At 74.3% G+C, this 13,802-nt stretch carries 13 protein-coding genes; 6 read left to right on the top strand and 7 right to left on the bottom strand.

Annotated elements, in window-relative coordinates; genetic code table 11:
- Positions 1–75: 75 nt before the first annotated feature.
- From A2U95_RS19835 to A2U95_RS19825, 3 genes are all read right to left on the bottom strand, one after another.
- Positions 76–594 (bottom strand): O-acetyl-ADP-ribose deacetylase, encoded by a 519-nt coding sequence (locus tag A2U95_RS19835; protein WP_166024397.1) that lies wholly within the window; start codon positions 592–594, stop codon positions 76–78.
- The gene (locus tag A2U95_RS19830; RefSeq protein ID WP_166025401.1) at positions 591–2,006 is read right to left on the bottom strand and encodes a phytoene desaturase family protein; all 1,416 of its coding nucleotides are present in this window, start codon (positions 2,004–2,006) and stop codon (positions 591–593) included. The genes A2U95_RS19835 and A2U95_RS19830 overlap by 4 nt, the downstream gene beginning before the upstream one ends.
- Positions 2,007–2,265: 259 nt before the next feature.
- The gene (locus A2U95_RS19825; RefSeq protein WP_166024395.1) at positions 2,266–4,062 is read right to left on the bottom strand and encodes a gamma-glutamyltransferase family protein; all 1,797 of its coding nucleotides are present in this window, start codon (positions 4,060–4,062) and stop codon (positions 2,266–2,268) included.
- A gap of 152 nt (positions 4,063–4,214) precedes the next feature.
- On the opposite strand from A2U95_RS19825, the gene A2U95_RS19820 reads away from it, so the two are divergent.
- Positions 4,215–5,033, top strand: coding sequence for an alpha/beta fold hydrolase (locus tag A2U95_RS19820; protein ID WP_166024393.1), 819 nt, complete (start codon positions 4,215–4,217; stop codon positions 5,031–5,033).
- Positions 5,034–5,045: 12 nt separating this feature from the next.
- On the opposite strand, the gene A2U95_RS19815 is transcribed toward A2U95_RS19820, so the two are convergent.
- Positions 5,046–5,534 (bottom strand): nucleotide triphosphate diphosphatase NUDT15, encoded by a 489-nt coding sequence (locus A2U95_RS19815; RefSeq protein WP_166024391.1) that lies wholly within the window; start codon positions 5,532–5,534, stop codon positions 5,046–5,048.
- Between the two features lie 130 nt (positions 5,535–5,664).
- Entirely contained in the window at positions 5,665–6,132 is a 468-nt protein-coding gene (locus tag A2U95_RS19810; RefSeq protein WP_166024390.1) for an Lrp/AsnC family transcriptional regulator, read from the bottom strand.
- A 111-nt stretch (positions 6,133–6,243) separates the two neighbouring features.
- Between A2U95_RS19810 and A2U95_RS19805 the strand changes: the two genes are divergently transcribed.
- Together A2U95_RS19805 and A2U95_RS19800 are read left to right on the top strand one after the other, a co-directional pair.
- A complete protein-coding gene (locus A2U95_RS19805; protein ID WP_166024387.1) occupies positions 6,244–7,320 on the top strand; it encodes a Glu/Leu/Phe/Val dehydrogenase family protein in 1,077 nt (358 codons plus the stop codon).
- Complete coding sequence (locus tag A2U95_RS19800) at positions 7,308–7,859, top strand: DinB family protein (protein WP_206282917.1); 552 nt, start codon at positions 7,308–7,310, stop codon at positions 7,857–7,859. Before A2U95_RS19805 ends, A2U95_RS19800 begins: the two co-directional genes overlap by 13 nt.
- Positions 7,860–7,903: 44 nt before the next feature.
- Here A2U95_RS19800 and A2U95_RS19795 read toward each other — a convergent pair whose 3' ends face one another.
- Both A2U95_RS19795 and A2U95_RS19790 read right to left on the bottom strand, forming a co-directional pair.
- Complete coding sequence (locus tag A2U95_RS19795) at positions 7,904–9,199, bottom strand: MFS transporter (protein ID WP_166024385.1); 1,296 nt, start codon at positions 9,197–9,199, stop codon at positions 7,904–7,906.
- Positions 9,196–9,891, bottom strand: coding sequence for an ArsR/SmtB family transcription factor (locus A2U95_RS19790; RefSeq protein WP_166024383.1), 696 nt, complete (start codon positions 9,889–9,891; stop codon positions 9,196–9,198). Before A2U95_RS19790 ends, A2U95_RS19795 begins: the two co-directional genes overlap by 4 nt.
- 274 nt (positions 9,892–10,165) lie before the next feature.
- Between A2U95_RS19790 and A2U95_RS19785 the strand changes: the two genes are divergently transcribed.
- The 3 genes from A2U95_RS19785 to A2U95_RS19775 all read left to right on the top strand — a co-directional run bounded on the left by A2U95_RS19785 (position 10,166) and on the right by A2U95_RS19775 (position 13,743).
- The gene (locus A2U95_RS19785; protein WP_166025397.1) at positions 10,166–11,230 is read left to right on the top strand and encodes a lipoate-protein ligase LplAB; all 1,065 of its coding nucleotides are present in this window, start codon (positions 10,166–10,168) and stop codon (positions 11,228–11,230) included.
- Between the two features lie 328 nt (positions 11,231–11,558).
- The gene (locus A2U95_RS19780; protein ID WP_166024381.1) at positions 11,559–12,860 is read left to right on the top strand and encodes a YeeE/YedE family protein; all 1,302 of its coding nucleotides are present in this window, start codon (positions 11,559–11,561) and stop codon (positions 12,858–12,860) included.
- A gap of 205 nt (positions 12,861–13,065) precedes the next feature.
- Complete coding sequence (locus A2U95_RS19775; RefSeq protein ID WP_166024380.1) at positions 13,066–13,743, top strand: hypothetical protein; 678 nt, start codon at positions 13,066–13,068, stop codon at positions 13,741–13,743.
- Positions 13,744–13,802 lie beyond the last annotated feature (59 nt).

The following is a 13,802-nucleotide window of genomic DNA, read 5'->3' as shown; positions in this document are numbered from 1 at the left end:
GCCGCGAGCGGACGGCGGGCGGCGGGCGGCGGGCGGCGGGCGGCGGGCGGCGGGCGGCGGGCGGCGACGGGACGGTCAGCGCACCCGCGCCGCGAACGCCTCGTGGGCCCGGTCGTCGAAGAGGACGAAACGGACCTCCTCGACCTGTGTCGCGGTGGCACGGACCGTCTCGACCGCGATCCGCGCGGCGTCCTCGACGGGCCACCGGTAGACACCGGTCGAGATGGCCGGGAAAGCGACCGTGCGGGCCCCGAGTTCGTCCGCCACCCTCAGGGACTCGCGGTGGCAGGAGGCCAGCAGGCCCGACCGGTCCTCGTGCGGGTCGAACACCGGCCCCACCGTGTGGATCACCCACCGGGCGTCCAGGCGGCCCGCGGTCGTCGCGACGGCCTGGCCGGTGGGCAGGCCGCGGCCGTAGTGGGAGGCGCGCAGGGCACGGCAGGCGGCGAGGATCTCCGGACCGCCCCGGCGGTGGATGGCGCCGTCGACGCCCCCGCCGCCCAGGAGGGAGGAGTTGGCCGCGTTGACGACGGCGTCGACGGACTGCCGCGTGATGTCGCCCCGCACCAGGGTGATCCGGGTGTCCGCGGTCACCGGCTGTTCCTCCTCAGCTCGCGCCAGACGGCCTTCGCCGCGTTGTGGCCGGACATGCCGTGGACGCCGGGCCCGGGCGGGGTGGCGGAGGAGCACAGGTAGACCGCGGAGTGCCGGGTCCGGTACGGGTGGAGCGTGATGCCGGGCCGCAGTATCAGCCTCAGCCCCGAGGCCGAGCCGCAGGCGATGTCGCCGCCGACGTAGTTGGCGTTGCGGGCGGCGAGCTCGGCGGGGCCGCTGACCGCGCGGGCGAGGACCCGGTCGCGGAAGCCGGGGGCGAACCGCTCCAGCTGGCGTTCGACGGCGTCGGTGAGGTCGCCGGTCCAGCCGTTGGGGACGTGGCCGTAGGCCCAGAAGACGTGCTTGCCCTCGGGGGCGCGGCTCGGGTCGGCGACGCCCGGCTGGGTGGTGATCAGGAAGGGACGGTCCGGCGCGTGCTCCGTGCGGGAGGCCGCGTTCAGGGCCTCGCCGATCTCGGCCGCGCTCGCCCCGACCTGGACCGTTCCGGCCCGCCGGGCCTCGGGCGCGGTCCACGGCACGGGGCCGTCCAGCGCGTAGTCGATCTTGAAGGCGGCGGCGCCGTACCGGTAGTCCCGGTAGGCGTTGCCCAGTCCGGCGATGCGGGCGAGCGCGGTCGGCGAGGTGTCGAAGACGTAGGCGCGGGCGGGCGGCAGGTCGTCGAGGCGCTTGACCTCGTAGCCGGTGTGCACGACGCCGCCGAGGTCGGCGAGGTAGGCGGCCAGCGCGTCGGAGATCGCCTGCGAGCCGCCGCGGGCGAACGGCCAGCCGCGGGCGTGCGCGGCCAGGGCGAAGACCAGGCCGACCGCGCCGGTGGCCGGCCCGCCCAGCGGGGCCATCACGTGGGCCACCAGGCCGGCGAAGAGCGCCTTGAACCGCTCGTCGTGGAAGCGCCGCATCAGCCAGGTCGACGGGGGCAGCCCGACGAGGCCGAAGCGGGCGAGGGTGACCGGATCGCGCGGCAGGGCGCTGAGCGGCAGCGACATGAAGTCGCGGACCAGCGTGTCCCAGTTCCGCAGCAGCGGCTCCACCAGCCGCCGGTAGGCGCCCGCGTCCCGGGGGCCGAAGGAGGCCGCCGTCTCGGCGACGGACCGGGAGAGCACGGCGGCGGTGCCGTCCGGGAAGGGGTGGGCCATCGGCAGCGGGGCGTGCACCCACTCCAGCCCGTACCGGTCCAGCGGCATGGCCCGGAACGCGGGCGAACCGATGCCCAGCGGATGGGCGGCGGCACACGGGTCGTGCCGGAAACCGGGCAGCGTGAGCTCCTCGGTGCGCGCTCCCCCGCCCACCGCGTCACGCGCCTCGAACACGGCGACCGAGAACCCGCGCCGGGCCAGCTCGACGGCAGCCGTCAGCCCGTTCGGTCCCGCGCCCACCACGACCGCGTCGAGTATCGATGTCGACGGCACCTCGGACTCCTTCGTCGGCGGTGTCCTCCTGGTGATCAGGATAGGCCGCCGCGCCGACACGGGGCGGAGGCGGGCTCCGTTGACCGGCCGTCATCGAGCGCCGCCCTCCCGCCCCGCCGGGCCGGCGGCGACGGGTGCACGGCGGTCACCGGGCGCCGGCCGGACTGAGGGCGCATTGTTGCTGTTATCTGACAATGAGCCTTGCTCGTGTCCGCACCGGCGGCGCCGCCGCGCCGTGGGGCGCTCACCGCCCCACGGCGTACCCCTGCATCCCCCGCGGGTTGGCGGCCGCGGACAGCAGCCCGGTCCCCGGGTCGCGGGCGACGGCACACAGGCGTCCCTCCGACCACTCCTCCCCCACCACGACGTCGTGGCCGCGCCGCCGCAGCTCCTCCACGACGGCGGGGTCCATGCCCGCCTCGACGACGACCCGGCCGGGGCGCATGCCGCGTGGGTAGAAGGAGCCGGGGAAGGACTCGTTGTGCCAGTTCGGGGCGTCGATGGCGCCCTGGAGGTCGAGGCCCCCGCGGACCTCGGCGCGTTCGGCGACGGCGAGGAAGAAGTGGAGCTGCCACTGGTCCTGCTGGTCCCCGCCCGGGGTGCCGAAGGCCAGGACGGGGACGCCGCCGCGCAGGGCGAGCGACGGGGTGAGCGTGGTGCGCGGCCTGCGGCCGGGGGTGAGGGTGTTGGGCAGGCCCTCCTCGAGCCAGGTCATCTGGAGCCGGGTGCCGAGCGGGAAGCCCAGCTCGGGGACGACCGGGTTGGACTGGAGCCAGCCGCCGCTGGGGGTGGCGGCGATCATGTTGCCCCAGCGGTCGACGACGTCGAGGTGGCAGGTGTCGCCGCGGGTCCCGCCGTCCCGGGCGACGGTGGGTTCGCCGACGCCCAGGGCGCTGAACTCAGGGGTGTCGTCGGCGATCAGACGGGCCTGCGCGGCCAGGCGCGGGGGGCGGCCCCCGGGGCTGCCGGGGCGCAGTTCCCGGGACGCCTCGGCGGGATCGATCAGCCGGCGGCGTTCGGCGTTGTATCCGGCGGAGAGCAGGTCGGCGAGCGGTGTTCGGCCGGGATCGGCGTCGCCGTACCAGGCCTCGCGGTCGGCCATCGCCAGTTTGCAGCCCTCGATGAGCAGGTGGACGTGTTCGGCGGACCCGGACGGCGGCAACTTCTCGGGAAGGAGAGCGAGTTGCTGGAGGAAGGCGGGCCCCTGGCTCCACGGACCCGCCTTGCAGAGGGTCCAGCCCTGCCGGTCGAAGGTCGCCGGAGGCTCGTAGGAGGCGGACCAGGAGGCGAGGTCCTCGGCCGTGAGGAGGCCGGTGTGGCGTTCGCCGCTGGTGTCCAGGGTGGGCCGGGCGGACTGCCCGAGCAGGGCGCGGGCGATGAACCCGGAGCGCCAGGTCTCGCGGGCCCTCTCGATGCGGGCGACCCGGTCGCCGCCGGACGCGCCGGCCTCGGCGAGCAGCCGTCGCCAGGTGGCGGCGAGCACCGGGTTGCGGAACAGGGTTCCCGGGCGCGGGAGTTCACCGCCGGGGAGGTACACCTCGGCGGAGGAGGTCCACTCCGCCTCGAACAGTTCCCGCACCGTCTCCACGGTCTGCGCCATCCGCTCCACGGGAGGGTGGCCGTCCTCGGCGTATCCGATGGCGTACTGCAGGACGTCGGCGAGCTCCTTGGTTCCGTGGTCGCGCAGCAGCACCATCCAGGCGTCGAACGCCCCGGGCACGGCCGCGGCCAGCGGGCCGGTGCCCGGCACGAGTTCGAGCCCGAGGCCGCGGTAGTGCGCCACCGTCGCCGCGGCGGGCGCGACGCCCTGGCCGCACAGCACCCGCACCTCTCCCCCGGCGGGCGCCAGGATGATCGGCACCTCGCCGGCCGGACCGTTGAGGTGCGGCTCCACGACGTGCAGCACGAACCCGGCCGCCACCGCCGCGTCGTAGGCGTTGCCGCCGTCCTCCAGCACCGCCATCGCCGACTGCGAGGCGAGCCAGTGGGTGGACGACACCATGCCGAAGGTTCCCTGGAGGGTGGGTCGGGTGGTGAACACAGGGCCTCTCACCTCGCTGCCGGTCGCCGTGCGCCCTTCGCCCCCGGCCCGGGCGGGTGTGAGTGTAGCGATCGACGGGCCGGTCGGCGAGGGGGCGACGGGAAGGGTGTACTGTGCCGCGACGATCCCGACTGCCCCTGCAGGGAGGCCTGATGAGCCGGGCGACGGTGAACGGCGCCACACTCCACTACGACGACACCGGCCCTTCGACGGGGCTGCCGGTCCTGCTGATCCACGGGCACCCCTTCAACCGCACCCTGTGGGCTCCGCAGAGCGGCGCGCTGGCCGCGGCCGGCTACCGGGTCGTCACCCCGGACCTGCGCGGTTACGGCGACAGCGACGTCACTCCCGGCCAGGTGTACCTGTCCGGCTTCGCGGACGACCTGGCCGGTCTCATGGACCTGCTCGGCATCGATCAGGCGGTGGTCGGCGGCGTCTCGATGGGCGGTCAGATCGCCATGGAGATGCAGCGCCGGTACGCCCGCCGGGTCCGCGCTCTCGTCCTGTCGGACACCTCGGCGCCGGCCGAGACCGCCGAGGGCAAGGCGTTCCGCAATCGGCTGGCCGACCGGTTGCTCTCCGACGGCATGGCCGGCTACGCGGACGAGGTCATCGACAAGATGCTGGCCTCCTACAACGTCACCGCGCTGCCCGGGGTCGCCGCACACGTCCTGGCCATGATGCGTGCCACCGATCCCCGCGGTGCCGCGGCCGCTCTGCGCGGCCGGGCCGAACGCCCCGACTACCGCGAGACGCTCGCGGCCACCCGGTGCCCGGTGCTGATCGTCGTCGGTGCGGACGACGTCTACACCACGGTCGCCGACGCCGAGGCCATCGGCCGCCTCGTCCCGCACGCCACCCTGAGCGTCGTCGAGGGTGCCGGGCACCTCCCCGGGGCCGAGCAGCCGGAACGCTTCAACCGGGTCCTGCTGGACTTCCTCCGGACGCATGTCCCCGGTCCGGTGGCCTGAGGAGCGGGCGGGTCAGCGGCCGCCGGCCGGGACGACGGCCCCGGAAGCCGGGTACAGCGTCCAGCCGTCCGGCGCCGGTGTCCCCCGCCATGCCGCGATGAGCGCCGCGCTGGCGGGGAACAGCGAGGCCGGCAGCTCGGCCGGCGAGACCCAGATCCACCGCGCGAAGACGTCCGGTTCGGTGAGGGAGGCCGCCGGAGCGTCCGACACCGTGCGTACGAGCACACCGGCGGTGAGGTGGACGCGGTCCGCGACGTCGTCCAGCGCGAACGCGAACACCCGCGCGTCCCGCACCTCGTGGATCCCGCTCTCCTCGGCGATCTCCCGCACGGCGGCCGCCTCGCAGCTCTCCCCCGGTTCGAGATGGCCGCCGGGCAGGCACCAGGAGGCGGGCTCGCCCCGCTTCACACGGTGGCCGAGGAGGACACGGCCGTCCGGCCGCAGCAGGACCGCGCCGACGCCCACCACGGGTGGGCGGCTCGGCATCGAGGAAGAAGTCACCGACGCACCTCCGTCTCCCGCGGCACCGGGGCCGCGGCACAGTCTCCGCTGATCGTCGCCACCACGATGCCACGGCACGGCCGCACGGGTGGATCGTCGGCCTCCTCGGCAGGACGACGCCCGTCCGGGCTCACCCGCCGGGCGCGGGCAGGCGGGCGGGGGCGGTGGTGCTCACCTGCTGGAAGACCACGGACGTGCGGAATCCGGTGATCTCACCGCGCTTGCTGAGCCGGTCGGTCAGGAAGGCGTGCAGGTGCTCGAGGTCCTGCACCGCCACGTGCAGGAGGAAGTCGTCGCCTCCGGAGAGCACGAACACATGGAGCACTTCCGGCAGGCCGCTGGCGAAGTTCTTGAAGGCGTCGATGACGCCGCGACTGAGCGGGCGCACCTGAACCGACACGAGCGCCTGCACGCTGCGGTTCAGGGCCGCGGGGTCGATGTCGGCGTGGTAACCGCGGATGACGCCCCGCCGGTGGAGCGCCCGGACCCGCTCCAGGCAGGTCGAGGGGGCGATGCCGAGCCGCCGGGCCAGCTCCCGGTTGGACGTCCGCGCATTCGTTTGGAGAAGTCCGACGATCGCCGAATCAAGTTCGTCCATGACCGGCAACCGTACCCAACTTCAGTCAGGTGTTCGGTCGTTGCCCGGATCCCCGCACCGGCCGTGCAGCATGACGTCCGACAACCGAACCGATGCAGGAAGGACGGTCGCATGCTGCACCACGAGCAGGTCGTCATTCACACGGGTGAGCGTTCAGGGCTTCCGGTGATGGTGGCCATTCATTCCACGGCGCTCGGTCCGGCCGCCGGCGGTCTCCGGCTCTGGCACTACCCCGACTGGCGGGACGGCCTCGCCGACGCCCTGCGCCTGTCGGCCGCCATGACCGCCAAGTTCGCGGTGGCCGGGCTGCCCGGCGGCGGAGGCAAGACCGTCGTGGTCCTGCCCGGCAGGGGGGAGCTCGACCCCCGTCGGCGCCGCGACGTGCTGCGGGACGTGGCGGACGTCATCGCTTCGCTCGGCGGGAGGTACGCCACGGGACCGGATGTCGGCACCGGCCCGGACGACATGGCGCTGATCGGGGAAACCACCCCGTACGTGTTCTGCCGGCCGGCGCGCCTGGGCGGCAGTGGCGATTCGTCCCCGCACACCGCGCGGGGGAGCCTTGCCGCGCTGCGGGCCGTCGGCCGACGGCTGTACGGCACGGCGAGCATGAAGGGCCTCCGTCTCGCCGTGATGGGGCTGGGGCGCGTCGGCGCCGGCCTTGCCCGCCTCCTGGCCGCGGAGGGGGCCGCCCTGACGGTCACCGACATCGACCCGGCCGGACGCGGCATCGCCGACGAGCTCGGCGCCCTCTGGTGCCCGCCCGACGGGATCCTCGCCGCGGACGTGGACATCCTCGTCCCGGCGGCTCTCGGATCCGTCCTGACCAAGCAGACCGTGCCGGAGCTGCGCTGCCGTGCCGTGGTCGGACCGGCGAACAACCAGCTCGCCTCACCGGACGTCGCCGACCTGCTGCATCACCGCGGCATCGTGTGGGTGCCGGACCACGTCGTGAGCGCGGGCGGAGTCATCAACGCCGTCAGCACCGAACTCCACCGCGTCGGCGCCGACCGGGCCCAGGCGCGCGTCCTCGCCATCGGGACCACGGTCGACGAGCTGCTGGACACCGCGCACCGCCACGGCCGGACCCCGGCCCGGGCCGCCGAGGAGCTGGCCCTGCGCCGCCTGCGCGGCGCCTCGGCCCCGGCCGGCTCCCCCGCTCCGAGGGGGCGGACGTGGGAGATCTGACCAGAAGGGGCGACCTGTTCGGCGGCGCCGAGGGGGCCCACCGGTTCACCGGCCCGACCACGGGCGACGAGAGGCGCATCCTCCTCGATGTCCTGGGAGCCCAGCGCGCCACACTGCGGCTCAAGTGCTCCGGCGTGGGACCGGAGTTGGCCTCGCGGTCCGTGGAGCCGTCCACGCTCTCGCTGCTCGGGCTGGTCCGGCACCTCGCCGATGTGGAGCGCCGCTGGTTCCGGCGGGTCCTGGCCGGGCAGGCCGCACCGCCCCTCTTCTCCTCGCCGGCCGATCCGGACGGCGACTTCGACGGCGCCGCGGACGTCCCCGGGGCCGTCGAGGCGGCCTGGCGGGCCTGGCGGACGGAGGTGGCCTTCGCCGAACGGTTCGCCATCCGGGCCCCGGACCTGGACGTCGAGGGTGAGGACTCCTGGCGCGGAACCGTGTCCTTGCGCTGGGTCCTCATCCACATGATCGAGGAGTACGCCCGCCACAACGGCCACGCCGACCTGCTCCGCGAGCGCATCGACGGGGCGATCGGCATGTGAGACCGGGACGGTCCGGCCGCCGGCGCCGGACACCGCCGGCGCCTCTACCCCGCCGGGTCCCCGACCGGACCCGTCGTGGGGACGGGGCGCGCCCCCTTCGGGCGGCTCATCTCCCGCCATTCCGGGCGGAGTCCGGCGAGGGTGGTGGTCAGGAAGTAGAGGACGCCGCTGACCAGCAGCGCCGGTGACAGGCCGACGAGACCCACCGCCGCTCCGGCCAGCAGCCCGCCGAACGGGACCCCGGCCCAGGAGAGCGAGTCGGCGAGGGCGTTGGCGCGGCCGAGCATCTCGCGCGGGACCCGCTCGACGAAGACGGCTCCCAGCACCGGGTTGATGAAGCCCGCGCCGAGGCCCGCGATCACGAAGACGGCGAGGATCAGGGGGACGGGCAGGTCGCCCAGGAGGACCAGTCGCATCGGCGCGCCGACCAGGGTGAACCCGACGAGCATCACCAGCCGCCGGTTGAGCCGGTGGGCGAGGACCGCGGCGAGCAGGCTGCCGGCCACCGCCGCCGCGCTGAACACCGCCATCACCACGCCCAGCAGGGCGGCGTCGTGGCCCGACTCCTTGACCCAGACGGGCAGCAGGACGGACATGAGCGCGGCGTCGAACAGGTTGGTGACGGTGATCATCAGCACCACGGTCAGGAGCAGGCCGTCGCGACGGACGAGGGCGAAGCCCGCCGCGAAGCTGCGCCAGTAGCCCTCGCGTTCTTCCGGCCGGCCGGCGGGGCGCCCCACGGCGCGCGGCAGCGCCACCGCGACCAGCGCCGAACCCAGCGCGAAACAGGCGGCGTTGACCAGCAGCACGGTGATCGGGCCGAGCATCGCGACCAGCAGGCCGCCGACCGCCGGGCCGATGGTGGAGGCGAGTCGTTCGACGGTGCCGGAGAAGGCCATGGCCCGCTCCATCGGCACCCGGCTGCGGTCCGCGGCGTCCGGGACCATGACCTCCTTGGCCAGGTCGCCGGGCCCGCGGGCCGCGCCGATCAGCGCCACCAGCGCCAGCAGGGCGGGCAGTTGGAGCAGGCCCGCGGCGTGCAGGACGGGCACCGCGAACGCGGCCGCGCAGCTCACCAGGTCGGTGGTCCACGAGACGACGCGTGGTCCGACCCGGTCCACCACCGGCCCGCTGAGCGCCTTGACCGCCACGTAGGGCGCCATCTCGCAGAAGGCGACCAGGCCGGTCTGCGTGGCGCTGCCGGTGGTGACCAGCACGAACCACGGGACGGCCACCGCGGCCACCCGGGTCCCGGTCAGCGACACCGCCATCGCGGCCAGTACGCCGGCCAGCGGTTTCATGTCACGCCGCGCCCGCGGTTCCCCCGTGCCGTCCCTCATGCGCCCTCTCCCCCGTGTATGCCGCCCGTGCGGCCGTGCCCGCCGCCATCGCCGTGTTCGCCATGTTCGCCGTGTTCGCCGTGTTCGCCGTCCGCACCGTCCACGTCCGTCCCGTCCTCGTCACCGAGGTCGGGCAGGATCTGGAGGATCACGGAGACCGTCCGGGCCTCGGACGGCGCGGAGGCGGCGGCCTCCGTGGCCTCCTGCCGGTGCCGGTTCAGCACGGCGGCCAGCTCCTTGCGCAGGGCCACCGCCTCGGCGGGCGTGAGCCGCAGCCCCCAGTCGCTCATGTCGAAGGTCCCCCGCCACCCGGCCGGCAGGGTCTCCACCTCGCCCAGCGCCTGCCGTACCCGCAGGGCATAGGTGTCGGCGACGGACTGCAGGTAGGCGCGGGTGGCGTCCGGCTCGCGCGCGGCCAGCTCGCGGTCGTCGAACCGCGTCATCCGGTGGGCCGAACGCCACCACCGTTCCCGGGCGTTGCCCCGGTCGGTGAGTTCCTCCACGAAGCCCGCCTCGGCGAGCTGCCGCAGGTGGTAGCTGGCGCTGCCGGAGTTCACCCCGAGCCGCTGCGCCAGCCGGGTCGCCGTCGAGGGCCCGTGCCGGCGCAGCAGCCCGACGATCTGCACCCGCAGCGGATTGGCCATCGCCCGCAGCCCTTTGGCGTCCAGGCGCACCTCGTCACTTCTCTCCATGCGACGACCATAGACCGCCAAGACTTCTTTGCGAAGAGTTCTTCGCAAAGAAGTTTTGGCGGTTTTCCGGGCGGGCGGGACCGGAGGGGGGAGAGCGCCGGCGCGCAGGCCCGGACCGGGGCCGGGGCGGCGGCCGCGTTCCGGCGCCGCCGAGGCTGCGTCTTCGATCGCCGCGCAGGAGAATCGGAGTGCGGTACCAGGCATGTGCGCGTCCGTCCCGGGACCGGAGCACCGGGCCTCGGCGGTACGCCGCGCACGGGAAGGGGACGTGGCCGTGCATGGCGAGTACAAGGTGCCCGGCGGCAAGCTGGTCGTCGTGGATCTGGACGTCCAGGGCGACGTGCTGCGCGACGTGCGCGTCGCCGGCGACTTCTTCCTGGAGCCCGACGAGGCGATCCTCTCGATCGACGGCGCCCTGGAGGGCGCCCCGGTGTCCACGGACGCCGCCGGGCTGGCGGCCCGGATCACGGCGGCCCTGCCGGAGTCGACGGTGATGCTGGGCCTGACCGCGGAGGGCGTCGGCATCGCCGTCCGGCGCGCCCTGGCCCACGCGACGGAGTGGGGCGACTACGACTGGCAGCTGATCCACGGGGGGCCGCAGGCGCCGGCGCTGCACATGGCGCTGGACGAGGTGATCACCGCCGAGGTGGCCGCCGGTCGGCGGCCGCCGACCCTGCGGGTGTGGGAGTGGGCCTCGCCGGCGGTGGTCATCGGCAGCTTCCAGTCGCTGCGCAACGAGGTGGATCCGCAGGGCGCGGCCAGGCACGGGATCACGGTGGTGCGCCGCATCTCGGGCGGCGGCGCGATGTTCGTCGAGCCCATGAGCACGATCACCTACTCGTTGTCCGTCCCGGAGGCCCTGGTCTCCGGACTCTCCTTCGCCGACAGCTACGCGTACCTCGACGACTGGGTGCTGGGGGCGCTCGGCGACATGGGCATCAAGGCCTGGTACCAGCCGCTCAACGACATCGCCACGGAGGCCGGAAAGATCGCCGGCGCGGCGCAGAAACGGGTGGTCGGCCCGGACGGCGGCCCCGGCGCCGTCCTGCACCACGTGACGATGTCCTACGACATCGACGCCGACAAGATGCTCGAGGTGCTGCGCATCGGCAAGGAGAAGATGTCCGACAAGGGCACCAGGAGCGCCAGGAAGCGCGTGGATCCGCTGCGCCGCCAGACCGGGCTGGCGCGGGAGCAGGTCATCGAGAACATGATCGCCTCCTTCCGCGACCGCCACGGGCTGACGGTCGGCGAGGTCACGGCCGAGGAGATGGACCGCGCTGAGGAACTGGTGCGGACGAAGTTCGCCACCGAGGAGTGGACCGCGCGCGTGCCGTGACCTGGGCCGGCCCGTGGCCGCCCCGGGGCTTCGGCGGCGCGCGGCGGAGACGGCCTCGGCCCGCGAACGTGGCGTGCACCTGCTTCACGTCTCAAAAAAGCGCCCGCATGGCGAGACAATTGCCCCATACAGGCAACTCTCTCCGTATATTCGTCAGCATGTCCGCACCCGCCTCCCTGCTGCGTTTCGCGCTCTTCGCGACCTCGGCCTGGTGCGTCGACGACGCTCTCTGTCACAGCTGACCCGCGCCTCGTCGTCCACGCCCCACGCGCCGGCGACGGTTCCCGGCCCTTCCGGCTCCGTCCCCCCACGCGACCCTGGAGATTCCTTGACCACCGCGCCTCCCACCGAGGTGACGGCCGCGCCGCCGCGCGCGCGGACCGCCGCCCCCTTGTTCTCCCCCGCCCCCACCTCCCGCCCCGCGCCGCCGGCCCCACCGCTGAAGCCGGTCCGCAAGGGACCGCTGGCCGTCTCCTCGGTGCTCGCCGTGGCGCTCACCGTCTCCGTCTGGGCGACGCACGGGGCCAAGCCGGGCGTGCTGCTCCTGCTGGGCCTCGGTCTCGGCGTCGCCCTGTTCCACTCGCGGTTCGGGTTCACCTCCGCGTGGCGGCAGCTGGTCGCCGTCGGCAACGGCGCCGGGCTGCGCGCCCACGCCCTGCTGCTGGGCACCACGGCCACCCTGTTCGCCCTGGTCATCGGCACCGGGACCGGCCTGTTCGGCTCCGCCCCCGCGCCGTCGGCCGGACCGCTGGGCCTGGGCCTGCTGATCGGCTCGGTGCTGTTCGCCGTGGGGATGCAGCTGGGCGGCGCCTGCGCCTCCGGCACGCTCTACGTGGTGGGCTCCGGCCAGTCCGCGCTGGTGCTCACCCTGGGCGGGTTCGTCGCCGGCGCGACTCTCGCCGCCTGGCAGTTCGACCTCTGGAAGGACCTGCCCGCGCTGGAGCCGGTGGTGCTGGCCGATCACATCGGCTGGTTCGGATCCTGGGCGGTGACCGTCGCGGCGCTGGCCCTGATCGTGCTGGTCACCCGGCGGATCCAGGCGCGCCGCAACCCTCCGCCGGTGGGCGCCGTCCCGTCGGCGCGGGGCGCGTCGGCCCGCGCGGTGCGCGGCTCCTGGCCGCCGGCGGCCGGCGCCCTGGTGCTGGCAGCCCTGGGCGGCGCGGTGCTGCTGGTGTCCGGCGGGGCCTGGGGCATCACCAGCGCCTTCAGCCTCTGGGGCTCCGAGCTGGTGGGGGCGCTGGGCGGGCATCCCGAGAACTGGACCTGGTGGCAGCGTCCCGGCAACGCCGAGATGCTCGCCGGCCCGGTCCTGGCCGACAGGACCAGCCTCACCGACATCGGCATCATGATCGGTGCGGCCGTCGCCGCCTCGCTCGGCGGGACCTGGGCCCTGCACCGGAACATCCCCTGGCGCACGGCCGTGGCGGCGGTGCTGGGCGGCGTGCTGATGGGCATCGGCGCACGCCTGGCCGGCGGGTGCAACATCGGCGCCTACCTGGCGGGAATCGCCTCGGGCAGCCTGCACGGCTGGCTGTGGGGAGCCTTCGCGCTCGGCGGGACCTGGATCGGCCTGAAGCTGCGTCCGCTGTTCGGCCTGGGCAATCCCAAGCCCGGCGACGGCGTCTGCTGAGCCCGCGCAGCCCGCTCGCTCCGTGGAGGGACCGGTCCCTTCCGTTCGTGTTCGTGACCGGCCGGCCACGGAGCGAGTTCGGGCTTCCGTACCGGCGGAAACACATGTTTGACTGGCGTTCGCCTGCCCCGGCAGGCTCCGCCGTCGTCTCCCAGAGAAGTGCGCCGTGCCCTTTTCCCTGCCGCTCGCTCTCACTGTGCGTCTGATGCCGGTCGTCCTGCTCGCCTCGGCGGGCTGGGCGATGTCCGCCGGTCCGCTCGCCGACCCGCCGGAGGCGGCCGCGAGCGGCGAGAAGTCCGGCTCGTCCGGCGGGTCCTCGGACTCCGGCGGCGAGGACTCCGGCGAGGGCGGCGGCGGGACCGGGAAGGAGTCGGGCGCCTCCGGCGGGTCCGAGGAGCCGGAGAAGACGTACGAGAAGGCGCCGGACCCCTGCAAGGCGGTCTCCGGGAAGACCGTCTCCACGCTGGTGCCGGGCAAGCTGACCACCGGTGAACTGGCGTCCACCGACAAGGACGTGCGCCGGATGTGCCAGTGGCACGCCCTCAAGGGTTACTCGTACCGGTGGCTCGACGTGTCCTACGAGATACGCCGGTCCGACGAGGACGCGCGAAAGGCCTTCGACCGCGTCGTCGCCGACGGCAAGGGCGGGCCGTTCACAGGACTCGGTGACGAGGCGTACTCGCTGAGCGCCAGGACCAGCGACAAGGGCAACAAGGTCCAGGAGACCGAGCTGACGGTCCGTTCGGGCAACGCCCTGGTCGTGGTCACGTACAACGGCGGCGACTTCGTCGAGAAGACGACGCCGAGCGCCGACAAGATCCGTGACGGCGCGGCGAAGGCGGCCGGGGAGGCGCTGGCCGCGCTGGAGAAGCCGGCCGGCTGAGCCCGCGGCCCCGGCGCGGCGTTCCGGACCCCGCGACGGCGCACGTCGTCCCGCCCGGG

The sequence above is a fragment of the Streptomyces chilikensis genome, assembly GCF_001642695.1.
Classification (GTDB): Bacteria; Actinomycetota; Actinomycetes; order Streptomycetales; family Streptomycetaceae; genus Streptomyces; species Streptomyces chilikensis.
The sequence above is the reverse complement of the archived record's forward strand: the minus strand, read 5'-3'. Positions and strand labels throughout refer to the sequence as shown.